Source organism: Chitinophaga vietnamensis (genome assembly GCF_902167635.1).
Lineage (GTDB): Bacteria > Bacteroidota > Bacteroidia > Chitinophagales > Chitinophagaceae > Chitinophaga > Chitinophaga vietnamensis.
This window is the reverse complement of record NZ_CABHMS010000003.1, coordinates 130,936-156,977: the sequence shown is the minus strand read 5'-3', so window position 1 is coordinate 156,977 and position 26,042 is coordinate 130,936. Positions and strand designations below refer to the sequence as shown.

Annotated in this window: 21 protein-coding genes; 7 read left to right on the top strand and 14 right to left on the bottom strand. The window is 48.5% G+C overall.

The genetic code is table 11. The features are described 5' to 3' along the window. The first annotated feature begins 152 nt into the window (after positions 1-152). From FPG75_RS08785 to FPG75_RS08755, 7 genes are all read left to right on the top strand, one after another. Complete coding sequence (locus FPG75_RS08785; RefSeq protein WP_143306413.1) at positions 153-2,189, top strand: site-2 protease family protein; 2,037 nt, start codon at positions 153-155, stop codon at positions 2,187-2,189. Between the two features lie 84 nt (positions 2,190-2,273). Then, positions 2,274-2,522 (top strand): hypothetical protein, encoded by a 249-nt coding sequence (locus FPG75_RS08780; RefSeq protein WP_143306412.1) that lies wholly within the window; start codon positions 2,274-2,276, stop codon positions 2,520-2,522. A gap of 26 nt (positions 2,523-2,548) precedes the next feature. Continuing rightward, on the top strand, positions 2,549-2,947 hold the full coding sequence (locus tag FPG75_RS08775; RefSeq protein ID WP_143306411.1) for a hypothetical protein: 399 nt from the start codon (positions 2,549-2,551) through the stop codon (positions 2,945-2,947). A 13-nt stretch (positions 2,948-2,960) separates the two neighbouring features. Then, positions 2,961-3,995, top strand: coding sequence for a 2-hydroxyacid dehydrogenase (locus tag FPG75_RS08770; protein ID WP_201747915.1), 1,035 nt, complete (start codon positions 2,961-2,963; stop codon positions 3,993-3,995). Further along, on the top strand, positions 3,992-6,478 hold the full coding sequence (locus FPG75_RS08765) for a cation-translocating P-type ATPase (protein ID WP_143306410.1): 2,487 nt from the start codon (positions 3,992-3,994) through the stop codon (positions 6,476-6,478). The genes FPG75_RS08770 and FPG75_RS08765 overlap by 4 nt, the downstream gene beginning before the upstream one ends. A 22-nt stretch (positions 6,479-6,500) precedes the next feature. After that, positions 6,501-6,953 carry an Hsp20/alpha crystallin family protein gene (locus tag FPG75_RS08760; protein WP_143306409.1) on the top strand — a complete coding sequence of 151 codons (453 nt, stop codon included), beginning with the start codon at positions 6,501-6,503 and terminating at the stop codon, positions 6,951-6,953. A gap of 174 nt (positions 6,954-7,127) precedes the next feature. Continuing rightward, positions 7,128-7,451, top strand: a complete 324-nt coding sequence (locus tag FPG75_RS08755) for a nuclear transport factor 2 family protein (RefSeq protein ID WP_143306408.1) — start codon at positions 7,128-7,130, stop codon at positions 7,449-7,451. Here the strand turns inward: FPG75_RS08755 and FPG75_RS08750 are convergent. From FPG75_RS08750 to FPG75_RS08685, 14 genes are all read right to left on the bottom strand, one after another. After that, positions 7,448-10,729: an efflux RND transporter permease subunit gene (locus FPG75_RS08750; RefSeq protein ID WP_143306407.1), complete on the bottom strand. Its 3,282-nt coding sequence runs from the start codon at positions 10,727-10,729 to the stop codon at positions 7,448-7,450. The genes FPG75_RS08755 and FPG75_RS08750 overlap by 4 nt on opposite strands. Next, the gene (locus tag FPG75_RS08745; RefSeq protein ID WP_143306406.1) at positions 10,726-13,986 is read right to left on the bottom strand and encodes an efflux RND transporter permease subunit; all 3,261 of its coding nucleotides are present in this window, start codon (positions 13,984-13,986) and stop codon (positions 10,726-10,728) included. Before FPG75_RS08745 ends, FPG75_RS08750 begins: the two co-directional genes overlap by 4 nt. A gap of 20 nt (positions 13,987-14,006) precedes the next feature. Then, positions 14,007-15,215 (bottom strand): efflux RND transporter periplasmic adaptor subunit, encoded by a 1,209-nt coding sequence (locus FPG75_RS08740; protein ID WP_161596733.1) that lies wholly within the window; start codon positions 15,213-15,215, stop codon positions 14,007-14,009. Between the two features lie 31 nt (positions 15,216-15,246). Next, on the bottom strand, positions 15,247-16,623 hold the full coding sequence (locus FPG75_RS08735) for a TolC family protein (RefSeq protein WP_143306404.1): 1,377 nt from the start codon (positions 16,621-16,623) through the stop codon (positions 15,247-15,249). Positions 16,624-16,892: 269 nt separating this feature from the next. Next, positions 16,893-17,177, bottom strand: a complete 285-nt coding sequence (locus tag FPG75_RS08730) for a hypothetical protein (RefSeq protein WP_143306403.1) — start codon at positions 17,175-17,177, stop codon at positions 16,893-16,895. Positions 17,178-17,198: 21 nt separating this feature from the next. Beyond that, positions 17,199-17,420: a hypothetical protein gene (locus FPG75_RS08725; protein WP_143306402.1), complete on the bottom strand. Its 222-nt coding sequence runs from the start codon at positions 17,418-17,420 to the stop codon at positions 17,199-17,201. A gap of 1 nt (position 17,421) precedes the next feature. Further along, positions 17,422-18,111, bottom strand: coding sequence for a hypothetical protein (locus tag FPG75_RS08720; RefSeq protein ID WP_143306401.1), 690 nt, complete (start codon positions 18,109-18,111; stop codon positions 17,422-17,424). Beyond that, positions 18,101-19,390 (bottom strand): glycosyltransferase family 25 protein, encoded by a 1,290-nt coding sequence (locus FPG75_RS08715; protein ID WP_143306400.1) that lies wholly within the window; start codon positions 19,388-19,390, stop codon positions 18,101-18,103. Before FPG75_RS08715 ends, FPG75_RS08720 begins: the two co-directional genes overlap by 11 nt. A gap of 20 nt (positions 19,391-19,410) precedes the next feature. Then, a complete protein-coding gene (locus tag FPG75_RS08710) occupies positions 19,411-20,196 on the bottom strand; it encodes a GLPGLI family protein (protein WP_143306399.1) in 786 nt (261 codons plus the stop codon). Positions 20,197-20,199: 3 nt separating this feature from the next. Continuing rightward, on the bottom strand, positions 20,200-22,941 hold the full coding sequence (locus FPG75_RS08705; protein ID WP_143306398.1) for an outer membrane beta-barrel protein: 2,742 nt from the start codon (positions 22,939-22,941) through the stop codon (positions 20,200-20,202). A 103-nt stretch (positions 22,942-23,044) separates the two neighbouring features. After that, a complete protein-coding gene (locus tag FPG75_RS08700; RefSeq protein WP_143306397.1) occupies positions 23,045-23,374 on the bottom strand; it encodes a hypothetical protein in 330 nt (109 codons plus the stop codon). A 37-nt stretch (positions 23,375-23,411) separates the two neighbouring features. Then, positions 23,412-23,951 (bottom strand): RNA polymerase sigma factor, encoded by a 540-nt coding sequence (locus tag FPG75_RS08695; protein WP_143306396.1) that lies wholly within the window; start codon positions 23,949-23,951, stop codon positions 23,412-23,414. A 1-nt stretch (position 23,952) separates the two neighbouring features. Beyond that, positions 23,953-24,294 (bottom strand): DUF6249 domain-containing protein, encoded by a 342-nt coding sequence (locus tag FPG75_RS08690; protein ID WP_143306395.1) that lies wholly within the window; start codon positions 24,292-24,294, stop codon positions 23,953-23,955. Between the two features lie 130 nt (positions 24,295-24,424). Beyond that, complete coding sequence (locus FPG75_RS08685) at positions 24,425-26,020, bottom strand: tryptophan halogenase family protein (RefSeq protein WP_143306394.1); 1,596 nt, start codon at positions 26,018-26,020, stop codon at positions 24,425-24,427. Positions 26,021-26,042 lie beyond the last annotated feature (22 nt).

The window sequence follows — 26,042 nt, the reverse complement described above, 5'->3', positions numbered from 1 at the left end:
GATGATAAAGTTAACAGTGTTGCCCCGGCAGATACATGACCACGATCATGTAGCGTGCTGATCTTCGGCGCTGATGGAAGTCACGCAGCGTATTGACCGCCATCATTTCCAGGTTGTGCTCCTGTTGGTAGCTTGCGGGTAAACCTGGCAATATGAAAAATGCAGTCACCCTCTTCCGCGTCCGCAAGATTGATATTTCCATTCACTGGTCTTTTCCGCTGATCATTGCGTGGATAATGCTCATCATGGCTCTTCAACGCGAGAGCCTTGCAAGTACCTTATGGGCGCTGCTGGGTGTGGTGGCCGTTTTCAGCTGTGTGATATTGCATGAACTGGGGCATGCGCTCACCGCCGCGAGCTATGGCATCCGTACAAAGCGTATCCTGTTACTGCCCATAGGCGGAATGGCCAGTATGGAACGCATCCCCGAACATCCGGTGGAGGAGATCAAGATCAGCGCCGCCGGCCCTCTCGTGAATGTGATCATCGCCGGCGCACTGCTGCCATTCATTGCTGACTATATCCCCTTCTGGAAATACCAGGATGCTTTTACAAACCTCAACGGCAATAATTTTTTGCTGTACCTGCATACGGTAAACATCTTACTGGCCATTTTTAATCTTATACCGGCATTCCCGATGGATGGCGGCCGTATCCTGCGCGGGATACTGGCCTTGTATAACAATTACACGCGTGCCACCTCCATGGCGGTACTTACCGGGCGTATCATCGCTGTGTTGTTTATCATTGCCGGCTTGTTATCCTTCAACCTCTTGTTACCTGTTATCGGTCTTTTCATTATGGTCAGCGGAAAAGCGGAAGAAACAGTCACTTACCTGCGCCACCGCGCAACAGGACTGCTTATCAGGGATGTTATGACCACCGACTTTGTCACACTTCCGGGCGGCCTGCTTTTACAGACCGCCGCAAAGGTGTTGCTGCGCAATGCAGATCCCTATTTTGTGATCGTGGATGATACTGCCGCCCCCAATATCGTTACACGCCATGATGTGTTCCAGGCGATTGCAAAGGGGCACAAAAGAGATGCTTTAAGGAATTTGCCCGCAAACAACAAAACGATATTGCAGGCAGATATGCCCATGACAGATGTGGTGGATCAGCTGGCAACCAATCCTGCACAGGCTTTCGCGGTATTGACCGATAATCGTCTTTCCGGTATCATCACCATCAATAACCTGGCGGAATATGCGCTGGTACATGAACAGGCAGCAAATGCAATTGCTGGCCGCCATTCGCTGTCATGGCTGAATCTATTGCTGGCGCTGCTGTTATGCCCGCAAGCCTTGCCAGCACAGCGCACGGCAGACAGCCTGCGGAATATACAGGTGTGGGATCATTTGCTGCATCACCGCCCTGATAGCAAATGGCCATTGCCTTCTGCTGTGCCGTTGCCGGGATCTTTGTTGCCTTATAAAAGAATTGTGGCGTTCTATGGTAATTTCTATTCTCCGCAAATGGGCATCCTGGGCGCTTTGGCGCCAGACAGCATGTTGTCGCGCCTGCAACAGGAAGCGCAGCAATGGCAAGCAGCAGACCCCATGTTACCGGTGCAGCCAGCCATTCATTATATCGCTGTAACGGCGCAGAAAACAGGCAGCAAATACCGCGCGCAGATGCCGCCGGCACAAATCGACAAAGCCCTGGAACTGGCCGCACGGGCGCATGCCATCGTATTCCTGGATGTACAGGTAGGGCTCAGCACTTTGCAGGATGAGCTGCCGCACCTCGAAAAATATCTGGCCATGCAGCAGGTACATCTGGGCATCGACCCTGAATATTCCATGAAAAACCAGCAGGTACCCTGTACGTGTATCGGCGCCTATGATGCCGCTGATGTTAACTATGCCATTAACTATCTCGCCGAACTGGTCAGGCAATATCACCTGCCTCCTAAAATACTCGTCGTACACCGGTTTACACAGGACATGGTTACCAACTATAAAAACATACGCCCGCTGCCTGAAGTGCAGGTAGTGATGAATATGGACGGCTTCGGAGGGCCCGCCCTGAAGCGCGACAGCTACAACGCATGGATAGCAGGACAACCCGTGCAATACACCGGTTTCAAACTCTTTTATGGAAATGATGTCAGCATAGGAAAACACCTGATGACACCGGCAGAAGTGCTGCAATTATTTCCCGCTCCGGTATATATACAATACCAGTAACTCAAACGAATATCATGCTGTAGCCTGATCCTGATCAGTGTTTCGCAGTGTGGGGCCATGTAATTTTATATCAAATTCACTGCTATGCGAACGGAACAATTTGATATCACCATCGCTCATAAAGGCATCATAAAAAGTGTCCCGGTCTTCATAGAAAATATTGGTCATGAAACCAGGATCACCGCCCTGATAGATGGTACGGCGGTGCTGTACCAGCAGGATGCCTACCACGATAGCCTGCAACCCGCTGCAGGCTTACCAATAAGCGATATAGAATTATTGTACCTCGTCGGGAAAGAAATTTGCAGGCAACATCGTGAAGCGCAGCTATAATAGTGTTAACTGAAAAATGATATTATATGCAGATATACATTGGCCGCGACACCACTGTAAGTGATATCCAGCAACAATTTCACACTGACTATCCAAGGTTACGCCTCGTATTCTCCAGGAAGCCGCATGCAAAGGGAGAAAAATACGACCCGGATGAAGCGCCATCACCGGATACCACGGTGGAAGCCCTTACTCCCTTCCGCTCTCCCGGCTGGCTGGATGTCAGCTATTTCAGAACGGCTGCCGCTGTTGAGCACGACCTTCGGCATCACTATGGCCTGTATGCACAGGTGTTCCGCAAGTCGGGCGGGCAATGGCTACAAACCACCGGCACCGATAACTGGTCATTGGAAGAGCTGAATGCAAAAGGCCAGGCGGCAGAACCACAGCCATTTGCATGGCCTGATGAACCAATTGATGAATAACATACCCCAATTGATGAATAACTTACTCAATACCCGGATGATGAAAATATTAGTATATAGTCTTCAGGATTTTGAACAGCCCTACCTCGAAGCCGCCAACAAAAAACATCAGGATACGCGGTTCACCCACCGGCAACTCACGGCAGCAACAGCTGCCCTCTCGGAAGGATGTGATGGTATCTCCATCTTCACCTCGGATGACGCCAGCGGCCCGGTACTAAAAAAACTCGCTTCGCAGGGCATCAGGTACATCGCCATCCGTGCTGCCGGTTATGATAATATCGACCTCGCAACAGCGGCACAGCAGGGCATCCGCGTAGCCAACGTGCCGGCCTATTCGCCTTACGCCATTGCTGAACATGCCATTGGCATGATGCTGGCGCTGAACCGGAAAACCATATTGGCCCATCAACAAGTGCATCAGTATAATTTCACTATCGGCAACCTGATCGGATTCGATATGCACCACAAAACAGCAGGCATCATCGGCACCGGGAAAATAGGCGCCGTAGTGGCCACCATACTACGCGGCTTCGGTTGCCGCCTGCTGGCATATGATATAGCGCCGAACGCCAGCCTGGCAGCCAATCTCGGCCTGCAATACACCGACCTCGAAACCTTGTGCAGCCAATCCGATATCATCACCATACACACCAACCTGACCAGCAAGAGTAAATACCTGATCAATATGGAAATGATCCGGATGATGAAAAAAGGCGTGATGCTGATCAATACTTCACGCGGCGCAGTAGTCAATACCGCCGCCGTCCTTGACGCCCTGAAAGATGGCCGTATAGGCTATTTTGGCATGGATGTATATGAACATGAGAAAGGTATTTTCTTTCAGGACCTGCGTAATAATACCCCGGTCGACAAAACTCTGGACCAGCTATTGCAGCTACCGAATGTGCTGGTCACGCCGCACCAGGCATTTGCAACACAGGAAGCCTTGTTGAATATTGCCACCACTACATTCAGCAACTTGCGGCATTGGGAAATGCAGGAACCTTGTCCGAATGAACTCATCCATCAAGTGGTTAGCATATGAACCAATCGAATAGCATACAGGACATAAAAAACTACACCGGGCTGGAAGAGGCAGCCGTAGCCGGTTTGCGCCAGTTATACGGCTGGAATATTCTGAAGTCCGGCAAGCGGAGGTTCTTACCTGTACTAGCCGGCATCTTCGGAGACCCCATGCTGATATTGCTGCTCACCGCCTGCCTGTTGTATTTTATACTGGGCAATAATACCGAAGGATGGATGATGCTCATCGCCACATTATTGGTGAGCGCCATCTCCCTGTACCAGGAAGCCAGAAGCAAACGCGCCCTGGAAGCGCTCAGGCAATACACCGCGCCGCTGTCTACTGTGATCAGGGATGGCGTTGAAAAAACAATACCATCAGTGGAATTGGTTCCCGGCGATATCCTCCTGTTGAATGAAGGCCACCAGATCCCCGCCGATGCGCGGATACTGTCTGCCAATGACCTCGCTGTAAACGAATCTGTGATCAGCGGCGAAGCGCTGCCGGTAGACAAAGACGCCCTGCCGGGCAACAACCTGCTTTACCAGGGCGCCACCATCGACAGGGGCAAATGTATTGTAAGCGTAACGGCAACTGGCAACCAGACAACATTAGGCAAGCTGGGCAAAGCAATAGAAACAATCAGCCAGCAAAGCACACTGTTGCAACAGCAGGTGAACAACACCGTGCGCAGGCTCACATTATTTGGCGTGCTTGCTTTTGTGGTCATCTGCCTGCTGCATTATATCCGGAGCCATCACCTGCCGGAAAGTATCCTCCTCGGGCTTACATTGGCCATGGCGGCCATACCCGAAGAAATCCCGGTTGCATTTTCTTCCTTTATGGCAATGGGCGCCTTTTACATGTCGAAGATAGGTATCATCACCCGGCAACCGCAAACCATAGAATACCTCGGCGCCGTTAGCGTGCTTTGCCTGGACAAAACCGGCACGCTCACAGAAAACAGGATGACTGTAACAACCGTATACAACCATGTTACAGGAACATTGACAGATATTGAACAAACACTTCAGCAGCACAGCATCCCGGTACTTTACTACGCATTCCTTGCAAGTGAGCACGATCCTTTTGACAGCATGGAAAAGGCTATTATAAGCGCCTACAAAACACAAAGCGGCGTACACGACAGCCAGCCAGCCATGATATATGAATACCCGCTGGAAGGCCGCCCGCCAATGATGACGCATATTTATCCTTCGGAAAAAGGACGGATAGCTGCCGCAAAAGGCGCCCCGGAGCGCATATTGCAGGCATGCGGCATCAGTGGAGATACAGCCCTGCGCCTTCAGCATATCCTGCAACAAATGACCTCCGGCGGCCAGCGTGTGCTGGGCGTGGCCAGCGCACGCCCTGATGAAGGAGCACTGCCTCAGCACCAGGATCAGTTCAACTGGCACTTTGAAGGCTTCGTTAGTCTTTATGATCCTCCCAAAGCCAATGCCGCCGCCGCTATCGAAAGATTATACGCGACAGGCGTCAACATAAAACTTATCACCGGCGATCATCAGGCAACAGCAACGGATATTGCCCGCAAAACCGGTATCCTCGATGGCGCCAACGTAAAAACCGGCGAAGAAATCATGACGATGGATGAAGACAGGTTCAAAGAAATTGTACACCGTGTTAACGTTTTCGCGCGCATGTTCCCTGACGCCAAACTGAAAGTGATCAACGCACTGAAACAATCCGGCGAAACAGTGGCGATGACGGGAGATGGCGTAAACGACGGCCCCGCGCTCAAAGCCGCCGATATAGGCATTGCTATGGGAAAGAAAGGCACCGAAATAGCACGCCTCGCCGCAGCGCTCATCATCACAGATGATAATCTTGAGAAGATACCTGAAGCGATACTCCAGGGAAGAAAAATTTATAGCAACCTGAAAAAAGCGATCCGCTATATTATCTCCATCCACATCCCTGTTATCCTTACAGCTATCCTCCCCCTGATCCTCAACTGGAAATACCCGGTCATCTTCACGCCAATACACATCATCTTCCTGGAACTGATCATGGGCCCTACCTGCTCTATCTTTTTTGAAAGAGAACCGGTGGATGCCGAAGTGCTGCGCAGCCCGGCCAACAAAAGAACAGATAGCTTGTTCGGCGCCGGAGAGCTCCTCATCACCGTCACGCTGGGATTGACCGTCACCGCGGCGGTGCTCATCGTTTACTACTACACCATGCAACAGGCATCTATCGCCACTACCAGAACGATGGTCTTTACGATACTGCTGATCAGTAATATTTTTCTCACATTCACCAATCGTTCATTTGCTGAAAATATTTTTCATACTGTCCGTTACAAGAACCGGCTGACGCCAGTGATACTGCTGGCATCCGTCCTGTTTCTCGCCGGCCTGCTCCTGCTGCCGGCAGCAAGAGCCCTGTTCGGTCTGGCAGCGATCGACCTGCCGTCGTTCCTGCTATGCCTCGCCGTAAGCATGGCTGGCACCTTATGGTTCGAAGTTTATAAATATCACTAACTATAAAAAAAAGGAGGTAACTATGTCTACACAAGCTGTAACCAAAACAAACAACTTTCTCCCATCTTTATTTGATGATTTCTTCAAACCCTGGAAAGAATGGGTAACAGATTTTAATGGCGGCCGTGCGCTGGCGCCCTTAACCGTTCCCGCTGTAAATATCAGCGAAGACAAAGACAGTTATAAAGTATCAATGGCCTGCCCTGGCATTAAAAAAGAAGACCTGAAGATTGATGTAGATGGAAAAGTACTGACCATCAGCGCCGAATCCGAAGAAACGAAAGAAGAAAAAGAAAAAACATATAGTCGCCAGGAATACAACTACAGCAGCTTTTCCCGCAGCTTTACGTTACCGGAAACCGTGCAGCTGGACAAGATAGAGGCCCATTATGATGACGGCGTGCTGAAGTTAAAACTTCCGAAGAAAGAAGAAGTAAAACAGGCGTCCCAATCTATGCAGGTCAAAGTTCAGTAGTTTGATTTAGGGATTTTTTGATTTACGGATGTAAGAATTTGTGGCAGACTTCAGGCCCGCCACAAATTCTTACATCCGTAAATCAAAAAATCCGCAAATCAAACATTGTGACGATCGTCACAGGCCAGGATACTGCCAGTTAGCTATCTTTGTGCCAACAAAACGATCATAAAAATGGCTAAAGAAACCGTAGTACGATTTATCAATGCACTCAACGAAGAAGATTTCACCACCGCCAGAAGCCTGTTACAGGATGACTTCTCGTTTGTAGGCGTGCTCGGCGCGCGCGATGGCGCCGATGTGTACATCGAAGAAATGAAACAAATGAAACTGAAGTACGACGTGCAAAAAGTACTGGAAGATGGCGATGATGTGGCCGTATTTTACAACATATTGATCGGCGGCAAACGCATCTTCAGCAGTGGCTGGTATCAGCTGGAAAACGGCAGGATCAGGCATTTCAAAGTGCTCTTTGATCCGAGGCCTTTGTTGAATTAATTCCCTTCTTCCCGGCGCTCCTCGCGGTCCCGCTCATGCGCTGCCCGCGCCTGCGCGATATCATATTCCAGTTCGCGGTCGATGTTCTGTGATTCTACCTTCCGTTCTTTTTCCATCAACAATTCATGGTTAGCACGGAGCCATGCCAGCTTCTTTTTACCATAGCTCAAGCGGGTGAACAACACGAACAATACCGGCACAATAAAGATAGCGATGCAGGAAGAAGCTACCATGCCGCCTTGTACAGTAACGCCGATGGTCTTGCGCGATTGCGCGCCGGCGCCGGAAGCCAGCACCATCGGCATTACGCCTAATATGAAAGCCAGCGAAGTCATGATGATGGGCCGCAAACGCAGGCCCACGGCCTCAATGGTGGACTGGATCAGGTCCTCGCCCCTGTCTACCCGCACTTTGGCAAATTCAACGATGAGGATCGCGTTCTTTGCCGACAAGCCAATCAAGGTGATCAGGCCGATCTGCGCATAGATATTATTGGACAATGCCGGCATCGTAGTGAGCGCGAAGATGGCGCCGAAAGCGCTGATGGGCACTGCCAGCATCACCGAGAAAGGTACCGACCAGCTTTCATATAATGCAGCAAGGAAAAGAAAAACAAAGACGATCGAGAACATGAAAATATAAGCGGTCATGGAGCCAGCCTTTATTTCCTGGTAAGTCAATCCTGAAAATTCGTAAGTATATCCCCGCGGCAATACCTGTGCAGCTACCTTCTTCAGCGTTTCAATGCTCTGGCCTGTGCTGTAGCCGGGCGGCGTTGAGCCATCTACTTCAGCGGAACGGAAGATATTGAAATGCGTGATCAGCGGCGCCGTGGAGATAGGCCGGTAATTCACCAATGTGCTCATGGGCAGCATCTCGCCGGCGGAATTACGTACATAGTATCTTTCAAGATCAGAGATCAGCGCGCGGGTAGCGGTGTCCGACTGCACAATGGCGCGGTACGTGCGGTTATACAACGTGAAATTGCCCACCAGCCTGCTGCTCATATAACCTTGTAAAGTGCTGAACACATCTGCTACATTCACGCCCAGCTTCTGGCATTTTTCACGGTCGAGCGATAACTCAAATGCCGGCGTATGTGCGGCATAGTTACAGTAGGCCGTAGCGGTAGCCGGTTCTTTCTTCAAAGCCGCCACAAATTTGTTCATCACCGTTTCGAACTGGTGAATATCATCGCTGGTATTACCTTGCTCTATCTGCATACTGAAGCCTGCAGCGGTTCCCAGGCCCCTGATAGCGGGCGAGGCATTCACCGTGATGCTGGCATTTTTGATACCGGCGGCAGCGATCCGTTTCCTGATCTCCGTCATGATGCCAGGTATCTGCGTTTCCGGCGTGCTGCGTTCATCCCAGGGTTTCAGCATGCAAAAGATACTGGCGCCGTTGGAGGTAGCGCCGCCACTCAATACGTTCATCCCGGAGATGGCGTTGTAATGCAGTACCCCAGGCGTTTCCGCCACGATCTTCATGATCTTCTGCAACACTTCTTCTGTTTGCGTGGTAGCCGTGCCTTCCGCGAGCTGGATGCCGATCATCACCCTGCCCCCATCTTCCGAAGGAATAAAGCCCGTCGGCTTTTGTTTGAAAAGCAGGAGCGCGCCGAGGCAAATACAGATCAGCATGATCACTACCAGCCTCGATTGCCGGATGCAATACCTCACCCCATTGGAATATTTACCAGTGATCCGGTCGAACCAGCTATTGAAACGATAGAAAAATTTATTGAGATGTTTCGATTGCTTGCCCACATGCGAAGGCCGCAGCAGCAAGGTACACAAGGCCGGCGTGAGCGACAGCGCCACAAAAGCCGACAGCATCACGGATATAGCGATGGTAATCGCAAACTGCTGATACAGCTTTCCGGTAATGCCCGGAATGAAACCTACCGGCACAAATACTGAAGCGAGGATCAGGGCAATGGCTACCACCGGCGCCGAGATCTCCTTCATGGCCTGATAGGTGGCCTCTTTGGGCGACATATGATCATGGTCAATGAAATGCTGCACGGCTTCCACTACGATGATCGCATCATCCACCACGATACCGATCGCCAGCACAAAACCGAAGAGCGTTAGGGTATTGATGGTAAAGCCCAGGGGTATGAACAAGATGAAAGTACTAATGATAGATACCGGTATGGCGATGATGGGGATCAGCGCCGAGCGCCAGTTTTGCAGGAAGAGGAACACCACGATCACCACAAGGCCCAGCGCCTCGAACAAGGTTTTCACTACTTCGTTGATGGATACCCGTATGATGGTCACATTTTCGAAAGGCACCACATAATCCACATCGGGCGGGAAAGATTTTTTCAGCTCGGCGAGTGCGGCGTAAACATTTTCCGCGGTCTGTAATGCGTTGCTGGTGGGCGATTGATACACCATCACCGTGGTGGCCTGTTTGCCGTCTGCAAAGCCTTTGTTGCCATAATTGAATTTGCCCAGTTCCACCCGCGCCACATCTTTCAGGTAGATCATCTCCCCGGTGCCGGGCTTCGTTTTCACGATCACCTTTTCATATTCTTCCGGTTTGCGCAGCAAACTATTGACAAGGATCGTATATTCATTTGTTTGGGTAGACGGCTGCGGAGGCGCGCCCACTGCGCCTCCCGCGATGTACATATTCTGCCGCTGCAAAGCGGTGATCACATCCACCGGCATGAGACTGTAGGAGGCCATTTTCTTCGGGTCCATCCAGATGCGCATGCTGAAGGGGTTGCCGCGTGATTGCACATCTCCCACACCGGGCACGCGCAACAGCGCATCCACGATGAAGGTATTGGTGTAGTTGTCCAGGAAAGTGATATCGTGGGTGCCTTTCGGCGAAAAGATAGCGATGTTCATCAGCTGGTCGGGGTTGCGCGCACGCACGGTTACGCCCAGCTGCCCTACTACTGACGGCAATATCGGCGCGGCAAGGGCCACCCGGTTCTGCACATTCAACGTAGCTACGTTCACGTTAGTGCCCACATCGAACAACACGCTGATACTGGCCGATCCCGTTTGCGTATTGGTGCTCTGCATGTACATCATGCCGGGCACGCCATTTACCTGTTCTTCGATGGGGATGGTCACCGTTTGTTCTACTGTTTGCGCATCGGCGCCGGTATAGTTGGCCGAGATGCCCACGCCCGGCGGCGTGATCTTGGGAAACTGATCCAAGGGCAGATTTACCATACAGATAAGCCCCGAAATTGTAAGTACGATAGATACTACAATTGCGCTGACAGGCCGCTTTATGAAGGTATTGGCAATCATCCGTTCTCTGGTTTATTAAAATCGCGGGATCTTTGAATCTCAAATTCCAGCTCCGGATCAATATTCTGTTCTTCTATTTTCCGCGCTTTCTCCATCAGGCTCTCATGATGTTCTTTCAACCATGCCAGTTTCTTCTTGCCATATGATAATCTTGTGATGACCACAAATAATACCGGTACGATAAAGATAGCAATGGTAGAAGCGGCGATCATGCCGCCCAATACCGTATAGCCAATAGTACGGCGGGATACGGCGCCCGCGCCTGTTGCCAGCACCAGCGGCAACACGCCTAAAATAAAGGCCATGGAAGTCATCACGATCGGCCGCAAACGCAGGCCCACGGCCTCCAGCGTGGACTGGATAAGATCCTCTCCCCTGTCTACACGCACTTTGGCAAATTCCACGATCAGGATGGCATTCTTCGCGGCAAGGCCGATCAAGGTGATCATACCGATCTGCGCATATACGTTGTTGGTGAGCCCGGGCACAAAAACCAGGGTCAGTATTGCGCCGAAAACGCCCACCGGCACGGCAAAGAGCACAGAGAAGGGCACCGACCAGCTTTCGTACAGGGCCGACAGGAAGAGGAATACAAAGGTGATGGAGAAGATGAATATGTAGATGGTGGTAGAACCGGCCTTGATCTCTTCATGGCTCAAGCCTGAAAACTCGTAGGCATAGCCTTGTGGCAGCACTTTGGCGGCCACGTCTTTCAAGGCCTGTATAGTTTCTGTGGTGCTGTAGCCTGTGGCAGACGTGCCGTCTATCTCCGCGGAGCGGAAAATATTGAAATGCGAAATCAGCGGCGACGTTTCTACCGGCTGGTAACTAACCAGCGTTCCCAGTGGCAGCATCTGCCCTGCCTGGTTGCGCACATAATATTTGTTGACGTCCGATATCAGGTTGCGGAATGCTGTATCGGCCTGCACTACCACGTGGAAGGTGCGGTTATAGGTCGTGAAATCATTGATGTACATACTGCCCATAAACGCTTGTATGGTGGTAAATACATCGCCTACATCCACGCCCAGCTTTTCGCATTTCTCGCGGTTCACGTTCAGGCTGAAGCTGGGCGTATGCGCGTTGTAGAAGCTATAGGCGCCGGATATCGCCGGGTGCTGGTTGGCGGCCGCCACAAATTTCTTTACCACATTTTCAAAAGCATGCAGGTCGTCGTTGGTGCTGCGTTGCTCTATCTGGAAGCTGAAACCCACGGTGGCGCCTACGCCCGGCAATGGCGAGGGTTGCACCACTTCTACATTGGCATCGTTGATGCCGGCGTCTGAAATTCGTTTACGCAGTTCCGTGATGATGCCCGGCACCTGTTCCGTCTTCTTTGAACGTTCCTCCCAGGGGCTCAGTTGCAGATAGATCGTGCCGCAGTTGGAATTAGACGCGTTGTTGATCACATTCAATCCGGACAATGCCGCGTAATGCGCCACGCCAGGCGTTTCCGACACTACCTTCATCAGTTTGTTCATCACCTGCACAGAACGTACTGTAGATGATGCGGGCGGCAATTGGAAGGTCACATACAGGTTGCCGTCATCTTCCGAAGGAATAAAGCCCGAAGGCTTTTTCATGAATAAATATCCTGCGGCCGCACAGATCAGGATCAGTAAGAAGATGATCAGCCGCTTGGCTTTGATGCTCCTGTCCACGCCGCGCACATAACTTTTCGTGACACGGTCGAACCAGGCGTTGAATTTCTCAAACACCTTGCTCATGGCCTTTTTCGGCTTATCTGGATCAGTAGGTCTCAATAACAGTGTACAAAGCGCAGGCGTGAGCGACAATGCTACAAAGGCAGAGATAATAACAGAGATGGCAATGGTGATCGCAAACTGCTGATACAGCCTTCCCACAATGCCGGGAATGAAACCTACCGGCACAAACACGGCCGCCAGTATCAGCGCAATCGCTACCACCGGCGCGGAAATATCCCGCATGGCATGATAGGTGGCCTCTTTGGGCGACATCCCCTTTTCATCCATGTAATGCTGCACCGCCTCCACCACGATGATAGCATCATCCACCACGATACCGATGGCCAGCACAAAACCGAACATGGTGAGGGTGTTGATGGTAAAGCCCAGTGGTATGAAGAAACAGAAAGTGCCAAAGATAGACACCGGTATCGCCAGCACCGGAATGAGCGTGGAACGGAAGTTTTGCAGGAACACATATACCACTATGGCCACCAGCGCCAATGTCATCAGCAGGGTTATCACCACATCGCTCATGGATACTTTTACCACCGTCACGGATTCGAAGGGTACTTTATATTCCACATCTGAAGGAAAGAACTGCTTCAGCTGTTCCAGCTCTTTATAAATGCCTTCGGCTGTTTTCAGGGCATTGCTGCCCGGCGCCTGGTAAATACGCAGGTACGACGCGCGATGCCCGTCCACAAAGGAATTGCTGGAAAAGCTGAATTTGCCCAGTTCCACTCTGGCCACATCTTTCAGGTATACCAATGCACCGGTAGAAGGGATGGTTTTGATGATGATATTTTCAAACTCCGATACTTTGCTGAGGCGGCCATTCACCAGGATGCCCAGTTCAAAGGTCTGTGCCTTGGACTGCGGCGGCACGCCCGCGGAACCTGCCGCCACCTGCACGTTCTGGCTGTTGAGCGCCGTGATGATATCCTGCGGCGTGATGCTGTAGGCGGCCATCTTCTCGGGATTCATCCACACGCGCATACTGAAATTATCCGCAAAGCTGTTGATGGTGCCTACGCCGGGCACGCGCAGCAGCGCGTCCTGTATGAATATGTTGGTGTAGTTGTCGAGGAAAGTAATATCGTGTGTGCCTTTGGGTGAGTAGATGGCCACCATCATGAGCATACTGGGGTTGACGGCGCGCACGGTCAAACCCAGGCGGGTGGCGGCGCTCGGCACCAGTGGCGTAGCAATGCTCACCCTGTTCTGCACATCCAGCGTAGCGATATCGATATCTGTGCCAACGCCATAGGTAACAGTGGCTTGCATGCCGCCGTTGTTGGTACTGTTGCTTTGCATGTATTCCATGCCGGGCGTACCGTTCACCTGTCCTTCTATGGGCGTGGCCACCGTTTGTTCCACTGTTTGTGCATCAGCGCCGATGAACTGCCCATTGATCTGCACCACGGGCGGCGTGATATCAGGATATTGATCCACAGGCAGGTTGAGAATGCAAACAGTGCCCGTTAGTACCAATACAATGGATACCACTATGGCTGTTACCGGTCTTTTGATGAAAGTATTTGCAATCATGGGCTGCCTGTATCTTTGCGCTATTTTCCTTGTTGTGTACTATCTTTCCCGGGCTTGTTTTTCTTGGCTCCCAGCGAGATGGGCGAGCCATCGTGGATAGACTGTATCCCGTCTACGATCACCTTTTCGCCATCACTCACGCCGGATAATATGATCACGTCGGCGCCGATCGTCTGGCCGAGTTTCACTTTTTTCTGGATGGCGTGCAGCCTGGGTCCTTTGCCTTGCTGTTCCTCTGCCGGCGCGACTTTGGCGGCGCCGGTCTTTTCAGCCAGCACCGTATCTTTCGCCACATATACGAAATATTCGCCCATCTGTTCTACCACTGCTTTGCCAGGTACCACGATCTGCGGCGTGGTTTCGAGGTTACGTACGCGCACCACGCAGCTCATGCCCACCTTCAGCAGGTTTTGCGGATTGGGAAATACGAGGCGTACGCGGATGGTCCCTGTTTGCGGGTCTACGGCACGGTCGATCACCGCGATCTTGCCTGGAAAGGGATACAGTGAATTATCCGGCAGCTGCATGGTGAAGAGCGAATCCGGCATGCCTTTACTATCGTTCTTGAATCGCTCAAAGGCCAGCAATTGTTTTTCATTCACCAGGAAATCCACTGCCATCGGGTCATTGGTGGAGATGGTGTTCAGGATGGTTTGTCCGCTCACTACCACGTTCCCTACTCTTACGGCGCTGATGCCGATGGTGCCATCGAAAGGCGCGTAGATGCTGGCGAAGTTCAGGTTGGTTTGTGCGGTCTTCAATGCCTGCTGTGCCGCCTTGGTCTGGCTTTTGGCCGTTTCCAGCGCAATCACCGCATGGTCATATGCCTGTTTGGCTACGGCATTGTATTTATTCAGATATACGTAACGGTCTGCATCCTGCTGCTGTTGCTTCTCGTTGGCTTCTGCCACTTTGAGATTGGCTAAGGCCTGATCATAAGTAGATTGATAGATCCTTTTATCGATCTCGTACAACAGCTGTCCTTTGTGTACCTGGCTACCATCAGCGGCGAAGATGCCGGTAACATATCCCTGTACGTTCGTGGGCACGATATTGACCTGGCTCAGGGCCTGTGTGGTGGAAGGGTATTGATCGAAATACTGGACCCGCTCACGCTTCACAGTGTACAAGTTCACAGGAGTGGGCGGCTGTGCGGGCGGCGTTTTTTGCTGACAGGAAAAAAGCGCCGCACAGCTTACTAAAGCGATACATACAATGACTCTACCCATGGAGCAGATTTTACTTTTTGCAGAAATAAAATTAATACGGAATATCCCCCATCGCCTTCTGCCAGTCGATCTTGCTGGAAAGCACCTGGAACAAGGCATTCAGGTAGGTCAACTCCGAAGTTCTCAGATTAGTTTCGGCCGTGATCACATTCAGGTAGGGTACGATGCCCTGCTTGTATTGCAGGTCCACCACAAAGTACACCCGCCTGGCCAGCGCCACATTGTCTTTCGTTTGACGCATATTAAAGATGCTGCTTTTGTAACTCGACAAAGCGGCGGCATATTCCGAATAGATATTTGACTTCAGGTTTTTCTCGCTCCAATCCAGCACTTGCTCCTGTAGCGTGGAGCGGCGCAGGTTGTGTATGCGGGCCAGGCCTGTAAACACCGGCAGGCTCAGGGTGAGGCCTATCATAGAGTTGGGATAGGCGGTATTATATAGTTTGGAAAACTCATTATTCTGAAACGCGCCATTATAATTATAGAAGGCAGATAATGTGGGCAGGAAAGCATACTTCCTGTAGTAGTTGGTCTGCTGATGTTGCAGGTCTTTCTGCACGGCCAGCTGTTTCAGCTCTACCCGTTTTTCATATTGCAGTTGCTCGGTGGTATCGATCTCGATGCTCCTCATCATTTCGGTGCTATCGTAGCTCACATTGAATTGCTGGTCGCTTGGATAGCCCATCATTTGCTTGAGGGTGGCGTATTGCGGCCAGATGCTTTCGCTGGCCTGTTTCAGCTGCACCATGGAATTATTGAGGGAGATGGAGGCCTGTTCATAATCCGTTTCATCTACAATACCGCCTACATATTGATGATAGGCTGTACGCATGCTTTCGCCGAGGCGGGCAGTATCTTCTTTCAATACATCGATCTGTTGCAGGGTGAGCAGCAGGCTATAAAATGATTTGCTGATGCTGGCCACCAGTTCTATCCGGGCGCTGTCGGCGCCCTGTTGGGCAGCCTTCAGGTTGAGCGGCGCCACCCTGGCGGCATATACGAGACTGGGCACAAAGATGGCCTGCGTAACGCCTATACCTGGCGTGGAGGTATTGATCACGCTCGTTTTGACGGGCGTTTCCACGCCATTGATATTGGACAGCGAGGTAGGGCGTTGTAAATAATGGTTTAAGTTGGCGGTAACGCCCACCTGCGGATACCATCCGGAAAGGCTCACGGCATTGGAAGCCCTGACGATATTTGTTTTAATTAAAGACTGCTGTAAGCCGGGCTGATGATGCAGCGCGTAGTCAATGCATTGCGGAAGCGATAAAGAGGCAGGCGTATTATTGATCTGCTGACCGTAGGCCACCTGAGCAACAATAAAAAGAAATATTCCCGGTATCAAACTTTTGCGGGCTACTCCTGTCTTTCTTGTCTTCTTTAAATGATACATTTGTTTTATCATCTCAGCTGCTCTTTTGACGACGGATTTGATCTTAAAGATAAGATATAAATAATTAAGGAGAAAGCCAGATACGCCTGTCCCCTTTCAGTTATACGTCCCGTCAAAATCAGTTGGAATCCTTTCCAGTCGGGCCTTTGGGGCATTACAGCAGCAGCCCCATGAACAGTAGAGCCTTTTATAGAGAAAATCGGACCATCGATCGGGAAAATTGGAGGATTGGCTGATGTCAGGGAAGGTTTGGCAGAATTAAAAAAAATCTGATCTTCTTCCTATCCCAGTTGTTGTGCAAGTGCCCAATCTCCCCAATCTTTATTATGGAAGTCCCGGGCCAGGTTAAAACGGATCGTCTCATTTGCCAGATGGTTATTTTCATCCAGCTCCAGCAAAAGGGATCTTTCGAAAACCAGCCACCAACTATCGTTCCCATACCTGCTGGCATATGCGCTACGGAGTTTCAGTTGTATCCTGTCACCAATTGCAGGTATAACACTCAGGTCACCTTTCCTGAGGATGCATACCAACTTGTTATCAAAATAAAATTCGTAGAGCGTCATGATCTTTGTTTAATGTGGGTATTACAATAGGCCTTTCTCTTTCAAACGATTTAAATGACGGAGCAGCCGCTGCTTTGCAGCTTCTTCCTGATGTGGAGATGCCCAATGTTGTCGGAATAAGGCCAGCACTGCGGCAATTTCAGGTTGCAAGGCTGCTATTTGGTTCAGTTTTATCCTTTCCTCAGCGGTGATCTCATTGGATAACTCGCGTGAAATTAGTTCGTAAATACGCTTGACTTCCATACTAAAAGTTGATTGGTTCAAATATGACCTTATATGATCCGTACCGGGCATCATACACCCTTTCCAACTCTGCGCGCTTTTCCGCGGAGGTAGTGGCTCCTGTTTTATCATTGACATGTCTCACCTTAAAGAAATCGCTGACAACGATCTTTCGTTGCCGGATGCGCGCCTGATAAGCCAGTTCCAGGTCATACCCCCAACCACTCCTGGAATCTGGAAACCCGCCAAACTCCTGAATAAAATCAATATCCATTGCGCAACACAGAATATCTGCATGTGGCACCACCCTGTTCTGCCATTGCGCCTGGTCTATCATCCAGGGGTAATGCGCGGCCTGATCCGAATGTTTTGTTATGGATGCACTCAACTGCACTACCTCCGGATATTGTGCAAGTATCAATTCGAAATTCCTGATCTCTATCCTGGTTATGGGAACAATGTCATTCACCAGTAGTAACAGGTATTTAGCCTGTTCTTTCCTTGCGATGCGCAGCGCATCGATGATCCCTCCGCCTATCCCTGAGTTCACCATATTCTGATGGGTAATAAACCTGCTTTTATTTTGGTTGCTGGCATTGTCGAGCACATTGATCTTATAACCAGGGTTCCATTTGGCCAGTCTTGTATAAAGGGCATCCGTTTGTTTGCCACCACAGTATTCCAGCAGCACACAACAAATATTACTTTTCATGCTGACTATATTTTTTTAACATGCACTGTGCCACACGGATACGCTCTCCAGCGGGCAATGTGTGAACATATTGATTGCCGTTATCTTCCAAATAAGAAATGAAGGGGAAGATGAACATTTTGCTACTGGTCAATCTTGACAATACCTCATCCGGTTTTTGCTTATCTTTCGGATCATATGCTAATATCTGCTGAAAAAGGCTGCTATTTAAAACCAGCAGTCCGGCGGATGAGAATATGTTGACCCAGCCCAGGTTTTCAGTTACAGGAATGGCGATATCAAAATCACTAAGGCCACCAGACAGCACTTCAATCCTTCTGTAATAAGCTTCCATGACATACCTGAAAAATGATTCACTCGAGTATTGAGAAGAAAACCTGTGTCGCTTATCGCAGAGAATAATCATATCATCATCGTTTGCTACAGCCATTTCGACCGCTTGTTTGATGGACTTCCAGGTGATACCGGCATTTGTATTTTCCTCTTCTGTCTCCATTACAATCACCTCAAACTCATCTTTTCCTTCAAACGTTTTTTTAATATCCAGCCATCCGTCCACATCGTTCCGATGAAGGGGAATATAAACAGGAAAGGTAATTTCACCAGCGGGAGAAGCCAGCGCCGGCAGCTGCCATTCCTGTTGTTTTTTCATATAACCATAAATCGATCTGACCAGCGCTCCTTTTTTGATACTGTTGGTGAATTGCATTTCTACTTTCCCTTTTGTACTGTTGGCAAAGGTGACATCGGAGTATCCAAATTCTTTCTGTACAGAAATAAAAGGGAAGATGAGCAATTTATTTGCTGAAAGAGAAGATACTTTAAAATCGGCAGCATCATGCTCATCGAAAGAGGCAGAGATGATCCGCTCAAAGAACGGGCGGAACAAGACGGTGAACTGAAAGCCTGTAAACCCTTCTATCCATAGCACATTTTCTGTAACCGCGAAAGCATTACTAAACCAGCTAACGCCGCCACTGAGCATGTCCGCGTGGTAACGGGCTGCTTCCGCAATGCTTTCTGCGAGCAATTCCTTCGAATAGTCGACGGTGAAAGTGTGGTCATCTTCACAAATAATAATGTATTCAGCATCAGCATCAATACTTTGTCGTATAATCAGCTTAATGGTTTCCCATAGGCCTATCGCACCTATTTCATGTCCTTGCGCATCTATCACGGAAACATCAAATTCATTTTTATTTTTGAATTGTTCCAACGCATGCGCTCTGCGGTCGGGCCGCCTTTTCAGGTTAATAACAAATGTGGGGATCGGGTTCATAGACGCTACTATTATTTTTTTTAAAGCCCTGCTTTCGTGATCACCATGGAGGCCATTTTTCCCCATCCCTGGGTGATACCGGAGAGCCGCTCTGCAAATTTTTTATTATCGATACGATTCTTATTTTCCGGGATCACACATTTCAATTGCCCGGCTATAGGTGTAGTATAAACCTCCTGGGCAAACCACGTGATATGCTCATGTGGTAAAGCTATGCCCAGGATCATTCCGGGCAGTCCTCCAAAAGATTCCGGTCCGCCACGGGGAACAATCTCATTGGTATAAAAGGCAACCACATAAACAGAATCCATCATCACCGCATTGGCCCGCCGGCATTGAAAACCGGCTATCTTCCTGGTTTCGCTGGTAATCTTCCATTTTATTTGTCTGGCACTGTCGGCAACGGTAAACAGCTCACCAAAAACATGTTTCTGCACAACCGTCTGCCGCAGATCCAGATCGGAACAAACCACATTATCGTAGGCTACCATACTAAACCACTCGTCAATAGACGCCGGGGCGCTGATGCCTTTCACATCAGGTTGATAAACCATTTGACCTCCTTTAAATTGCAATACAAACCTGCTGGTATTAAAAGCTGGATTATCGTGCTTATAGGCATCCAGCTTTGCTTGCGTGAGGCCTCCGGCCTTTGTCATGGCCTCCATCAGGTTATAGCCATTCACCCTTCTCTCGTACAAAATCTTCCCTTCTCTGATAGCCGGTGCTTGTTGTCCATAAATAAATGGCATGCCTGTCAAGCCTGTTACAGCAAAACAGATAGTCAAAAAACAATGCTTTATCATGATTTATTTATTACTGTTTAAATCATTGTTATGAACGAAATTCCAGCTCACAGATAACAGGAAAAACCGTTGTATAGTTGTGTAGCTGTTTTGTATAATAAAATTATTGGCTACCGATCTGCTGAAGCCACGGTTCTGATTTAGCAGATCATTGGCCGACAAGCGAACAAGCAGGCTGCCGTCCCTGATCAGGCGCTTTTCCAGCCAGGCATTCCATAGCAAAACATCCAGGTTATCGGTAAACAAAGTAGTACGTTGCCGGTGCTGATAACTAAAATCAGTATGTATCTTGAATCCTGCTGGTAAAAACAGGGTAAGGTCAGGACCAATCATATACAGCCAATAATTGACAGATGCGGACTCCTGTAAGGAAGATCGATTGGTATTGTACGAAGCTGATAATTTCAGGCTGGCATCAAACCATTTTTCCCGGTATTTATTGGCATATGCCTCCACTCCATAACGACTGTAGCTGAGGACATTTTTAATATGGTTACTGTAATTCACTCCTCGCCCGCCATTGATGTTTACATTCAGACCTGCATTCATATCCAATTGCTGCATCTTCTTTCCAATACCCAGGTATCCCCAATAATTGCTGCTTCCGCCCACATTGGCATAGCTGTATACATTTTTACCGGCGGTGTCAGTGAGGGTATTAATGGCAATCTGGTTATTGGAAAAGGCGTAATTAAAATTACTGAACAGGTATTGTTGCGCTGCCGTTTTATATGAATTGTATTTCACACCCAGTACATGGCTAAAGGAAGGCCGCAATGCAGGATTGCCGATATAAACATTCAGCGGATCGTTCACGTTCGGTACCGGTAACAGCTGGTTAACGGTTGGCATCTGGTTATTTCCCTTGTAATATATGCCAACAGATTTCTGCAATCTGATCACATAGGCAATTTCGGCCGTCGGGTACCAATTCACAAAATTGCGGCTGAGTGTCGCGCCTGTACTTTTATGCTGCTGAAGAAGATTGGCATAGCCCATATCCAAACCATAATTGAGATGGATTTTATTGTGGTCGTAGCTGAATGCGACGCCCCCCTGGTGTATCCGCTGATCGAACTGATACCTGCTGCTCAGCGCACTGTCTATCTCCTCATACTTGCCGTTTCCGGCTTTGTTATAAGTAGCCAGATCAGATTGACTGCTATTGGCAAAGAAGCTATAGTTCAACAACATTACCATGGAACGCGATAAAGGCGCTGTGAACACCACTTTACCATCGAGATACAGGGACCTTGACAGATCAGCTTTGTATTGGTTCACCGTTGCCGCACTATCGCCGGAGGCAATATGAAAATGGTTTGTACTGCTGATGAAGCCCCTGTTGGATTCGTCGATATAATTATTATGCAGATGAAGGGAGATACTCCTTCCCTTTTTCCTCAGTTGTTTCACCATTAAAATATTGGTATTCATATTATGCAGGTCTCCGGCGCTGTTCAGGTGCCTCTCGCCATTATTGAGCAGGACGCTGTCTGCACGTAATGTATTGGTGATATAGAAATTTTCTGTGGTGGTATGCTGCAAGCCACCAGCAACATTCAGCTTAATAGACAAGCTGGAATCCGGCCTTATCTCGTATTCCCCTGTAAGCCGGTTCCTGGTGCTGTTGTTGGCAAAAGTTTGGCTGGTATGCGAAATGATGATTTCACCGGGCAGGTTATTTTGTGTAATGGTATTGTTCTCCCCTTCAACCGTGAGCCCTGCCACGCGGTAGTTCAGGTTTATTGATTGACGGTCTTCATTCCATTTATCGTTAAAATGGGCGCCCCCTGTGCGGGCAACAGGTATACCCTGTCCATCATAAGCGCCATTCCAGGTATCCAGCTCATTATCTTTTGTAACAGACTCGTTCTTGCCCGTGCTATATTTCTCATCATCCTGCGCACCCAATCCTACCCGGCCGGTATTGGCCCAGGTCCCAAAAACAGACACTTTTCGTTTATTCTTGAACAAGTTGAACATAGCCTGATTTTCATAGTACCCCTGCAATCCGCCGCCAGCAACTACTTTTCCAAAACTGCCTTTCTTGCCTTCTTCCTTTAATTTCAGGTTGATCGTTTTGTCTTTAATCCCGTCATTAATACCTGTGACAGTTGCGAGGTCAGATTTCTTATCATAGATCTGTACCTTATCAATGATATCAGCGTGAAGATTCCTGGTTACCAGTGTAGGATCATCTCCAAAGAACTCTTCTCCGTCCACCAGCACTTTTTTCACTGCTTCTCCCTGTGCTGTTATTTTGCCATCTTTATCGACATTAAGTCCAGGCAAGCGTTTCAACAGTTCTTCTACCGAAGCGCCATGCTGAAGATGAAAGCTGTCTGCAACAAATTCAGTGGTATCTCCTTTGATGCTAATAGCCGCCACGGCTCCTTTTACAACTACCTCCTGCAATAGCCTGGATCGTGTAATCATGTTGATATTACCCAGATCCAGTGCTGCTTGCCCGGTTATATGAATAACATCCGTATAATCAGCATAGTCAGCAGATGATACCAGCACAATGTAGGAGCCGGTATCTGCCTGTAGCTCGAAATGACCATTAGTATTGGTTCTCGTGGCATTAACCAGCATTGAATCTTTACTATTCATTAGTACTACAACAATATCGGCCATATGCTCACGTTGTAAACTATCTCTCACCACACCACGAACGGTAGTTTGAGCGAAGGTTTGCGAAACTGTGAGGCAAAAGAATGCCAGGAAAATAATTGCCGTTCTCATGATCAGCCGTTATTAGGTTATAGCTTCACCAATGCGCACAGCAAGCCCTGTCCGCATCGGACGATTCATTATTAGAGCATAAAACATCCGGATAAACGGGTTATCAGGCAGGGTGCTGATCAGCCATCAGTCTATATCTCGCTGAAACGACCAGGTTAACTAACACAAGACATACACCCAAAAGTGCCACTACAGTGGCAATGAGCAAGATCGCTGTTCTGGTGATCTCCTGCATAGCCGGCATGAAAAACAATAAACAAACTGCTGCAACTGAGGCAAAAAACAATAAGAAAACCAATACTACATCGAAAGAAATAAAATGTTTCTTCTCTTTTTTCATAGGTATCCGGCTTAGTACCCTTTCGTTAAAATTACGGGCACTAACAGGCGCGATACCATCACCCAGGAATTTTCTTATATCTTCTTCGTTCATCTTATTTTTTTAATAATTTAATAAATTCGCCATGCCGTTATATTTCGCCGGTGGCTGCGCTGTTATTCAGATATGCCGCTATCTTCTTTCTTCCCCGGTGCAACAATACTTTTATGTTCGCGCCCGACTGTCCAGTGATCTGTTGTATTTCGGTGATGCTCTTCTCCAGGAGATAGAACAGGTTCATGACTAAGTATTCATTGGCCGACAGGCATTGCATGGAATGCCTGATGATATTGGTTCGCTCATCCTTGAACAATACCACATCTTCATGCACCGCTGTTTCGTCTTTCACTTCTTCTTTTATAGACAATATCCTGCGTTGTTTGCCAATATGCCTGCAAGCCTCGTAGTAAACTATTTTATAAAGCCAGGTAGAAAAAGCTGATTCATTGCGAAACTTCCTGATGTTTAAAAATATCTTCACGAAGGCCTCCTGAACAATATCTTCCGCGTCGTCAGCATTTCTAAGATATTTCAACGCTATTGAAAAAGCGAGATCACGGTGCTTTTCCAATAGCTGGTTCATAGCTTCCCTATCCCCGTCTATAGCGCTTTGAAGTATGTCTGCCGGCATCTTATTTGAGTGCCTTTTTTATAATAAAATAAAAGCAGCACAAACCAATACCAATGGAACTCAGCAATGATATCAGGTAAATCACTACTACCGCCGTACCTTCCATGCGCTGCGTTATCCCGAAGGCAATACCGAATCCTAACGCAAGGGCAATAAGAACGATACTCTTCCCTAAAACATTGTACTTCATGTTTTCCAGGTAATTGCTTTGGAAACCGTAATCTCCCTTTTTTATCAGCTCCATTTTTTCTTTGTGCCGCATCCGTATATAAAAAAATAAGATCAACATTCCCAATACCACAAAAACAATGATCGCAATTGCAAAAATTTGCTGTTCAGACATTCCTTAAATAGTTTATGATTACACAATACCCTTTTTAGATCAATGTCAGCAAAAAAAGGTTACACTATTTTCCAAAAAAGTCATCTTTTTTATAACAACATGCTTTTCAGCTATTTATAAAGATACGAAATCAAAGCAATTGCGGATTACGTAATAATACATCCAGGTCATCTTTCAGTGGTATAGTATATTTCGTTATTTTCTCCCAGGTGCTGGTCATCCTGCTCCACTCTTCTTTGTTATCCAGGCTGATCCTGGAGATACGATCCGGCAACACCCCTTGCCCGAAAAGAATATGATCGATCCCGTACAGGTCAAAGATCGTATCCCTCACATCGTGGCGGATCATATCCTGCACAGTGGTATCCTGCCTGGTGAGCAGGCCAATTTCTTTATACAGGGAAATGAATTTGTCGAACCCTTTCGTATTGGCGTTGGACCGGCAGGCTTTCCAATAGGGCGTATCAAATTTCCTGTTGAACTTAAAATGTATGGAAAGGAACCACCTGATGTATTCCCAATGCTCATTCATGTTGTCGTTTAGCAATTTCTTCAGTGTGGGATTACGTTTCAGGTTGATGAAATTATTCATTAACACGATGATCTGATCGATAATCATGTGAACGCCTGTTGATTCAAGGGGCTCCACAAAAGAATAGGCGTTCCCGATCGCTACTACATTGCCCGTTATGAATGCGGCATGCCTGCCACTGCGAAAGCGGATGAACTTAACATCTTTGTCCATATCCGGGTTCTTCCTCAGCAATTCTTCATAGGCCTGCTCGTCTGAACAATGATCCGAGGAGAAAACATATCCCCGGTGATCTTCATGCCTCAGCGGGATATTCCAGCACCAGCCATTATCCATAGACTCGGCATAGGTATAACACTTGATGTGCCCGCCATTAGGCACCACGGTGGTAACTGCACTATTGTTGAAAAGGCTATCCTGGAAAGAAATATAGGGGACCTTCATCTTCTTTTCCAGCAACAGAGATCTGAAACCGGAGCAATCCACATAAAGGTCATATTGAAACTTGTCTGCCTCTTTATTAATGAGATATGAGATGTCGCCTTTTTCATCGGTTACGGCATCCACAATTTCTTCGTCAAGGAACACGACGCCCGCCTTCCTCGCTTGAAATTTCAAATAATCAATAAATTTCCGGTTATCGAGGTGATACGCATATTTTAGCGACTTGGAAAGAGAATGGTACTTGACTTCTTTGTGATCTTCAATCTTTGCTACGAAGCTCAGGTCCTCGGACATGAGCATTGAATTCAGTGAACAGCGGTTAATATCTCCATCGTGAATATAGGCGGAGAGTATATCCTTCGTATCAAAGGGATAATTAAAAAAGTAGTCACCGGGTAACCCCCAGAAGAATTTGATGCCTAATTTCCAGGTAGGCTCCACCATCTTGAGGAATTCCTGTTTATCCAACTCCAGGGCGCCAAACAGGTAATCCGCCAATAAAGGCGTGGTGGCCTCCCCTACGCCAATCGGCGGGATACCGGAAGGCTCTATAACGGTAACGGGTATATCAAAAAACTTTCTGAAAGCAATGGCGGTCAGATATCCTGCCAGCCCGCCACCCACAATACATACATCCTTGTATACATCTTCGCCTTCCCATTCCAGGTCGAAATAAAATGGATGCTTCTGTTGAATATTTTCCTTGGAGGATTTAAAACTCTCTACGAGTGACAGATAAGATTCTTTCATAAGATTTTCTTTTGGGAAAAGT

What these genes read in the sequence shown, in the direction of transcription:
- FPG75_RS08750 (WP_143306407.1), bottom strand. Translation starts at nt 10,729, where the DNA reads ATGATTGCCAATACCTTCATAAAGCGGCCTGTCAGCGCAATTGTAGTA.
- FPG75_RS08700 (WP_143306397.1), bottom strand. Translation starts at nt 23,374, where the DNA reads ATGAACGAAGAAGATATAAGAAAATTCCTGGGTGATGGTATCGCGCCT.
- FPG75_RS08705 (WP_143306398.1), bottom strand. Translation starts at nt 22,941, where the DNA reads ATGAGAACGGCAATTATTTTCCTGGCATTCTTTTGCCTCACAGTTTCG.
- FPG75_RS08710 (WP_143306399.1), bottom strand. Translation starts at nt 20,196, where the DNA reads ATGATAAAGCATTGTTTTTTGACTATCTGTTTTGCTGTAACAGGCTTG.
- FPG75_RS08735 (WP_143306404.1), bottom strand. Translation starts at nt 16,623, where the DNA reads ATGATAAAACAAATGTATCATTTAAAGAAGACAAGAAAGACAGGAGTA.
- FPG75_RS08725 (WP_143306402.1), bottom strand. Translation starts at nt 17,420, where the DNA reads ATGGAAGTCAAGCGTATTTACGAACTAATTTCACGCGAGTTATCCAAT.
- FPG75_RS08760 (WP_143306409.1), top strand. Translation starts at nt 6,501, where the DNA reads ATGTCTACACAAGCTGTAACCAAAACAAACAACTTTCTCCCATCTTTA.
- FPG75_RS08765 (WP_143306410.1), top strand. Translation starts at nt 3,992, where the DNA reads ATGAACCAATCGAATAGCATACAGGACATAAAAAACTACACCGGGCTG.
- FPG75_RS08770 (WP_201747915.1), top strand. Translation starts at nt 2,961, where the DNA reads ATGAATAACTTACTCAATACCCGGATGATGAAAATATTAGTATATAGT.
- FPG75_RS08785 (WP_143306413.1), top strand. Translation starts at nt 153, where the DNA reads ATGAAAAATGCAGTCACCCTCTTCCGCGTCCGCAAGATTGATATTTCC.
- FPG75_RS08715 (WP_143306400.1), bottom strand. Translation starts at nt 19,390, where the DNA reads ATGAACCCGATCCCCACATTTGTTATTAACCTGAAAAGGCGGCCCGAC.
- FPG75_RS08685 (WP_143306394.1), bottom strand. Translation starts at nt 26,020, where the DNA reads ATGAAAGAATCTTATCTGTCACTCGTAGAGAGTTTTAAATCCTCCAAG.
- FPG75_RS08695 (WP_143306396.1), bottom strand. Translation starts at nt 23,951, where the DNA reads ATGCCGGCAGACATACTTCAAAGCGCTATAGACGGGGATAGGGAAGCT.
- FPG75_RS08690 (WP_143306395.1), bottom strand. Translation starts at nt 24,294, where the DNA reads ATGTCTGAACAGCAAATTTTTGCAATTGCGATCATTGTTTTTGTGGTA.
- FPG75_RS08780 (WP_143306412.1), top strand. Translation starts at nt 2,274, where the DNA reads ATGCGAACGGAACAATTTGATATCACCATCGCTCATAAAGGCATCATA.
- FPG75_RS08755 (WP_143306408.1), top strand. Translation starts at nt 7,128, where the DNA reads ATGGCTAAAGAAACCGTAGTACGATTTATCAATGCACTCAACGAAGAA.
- FPG75_RS08745 (WP_143306406.1), bottom strand. Translation starts at nt 13,986, where the DNA reads ATGATTGCAAATACTTTCATCAAAAGACCGGTAACAGCCATAGTGGTA.
- FPG75_RS08775 (WP_143306411.1), top strand. Translation starts at nt 2,549, where the DNA reads ATGCAGATATACATTGGCCGCGACACCACTGTAAGTGATATCCAGCAA.
- FPG75_RS08740 (WP_161596733.1), bottom strand. Translation starts at nt 15,215, where the DNA reads ATGGGTAGAGTCATTGTATGTATCGCTTTAGTAAGCTGTGCGGCGCTT.
- FPG75_RS08730 (WP_143306403.1), bottom strand. Translation starts at nt 17,177, where the DNA reads ATGACGCTCTACGAATTTTATTTTGATAACAAGTTGGTATGCATCCTC.
- FPG75_RS08720 (WP_143306401.1), bottom strand. Translation starts at nt 18,111, where the DNA reads ATGAAAAGTAATATTTGTTGTGTGCTGCTGGAATACTGTGGTGGCAAA.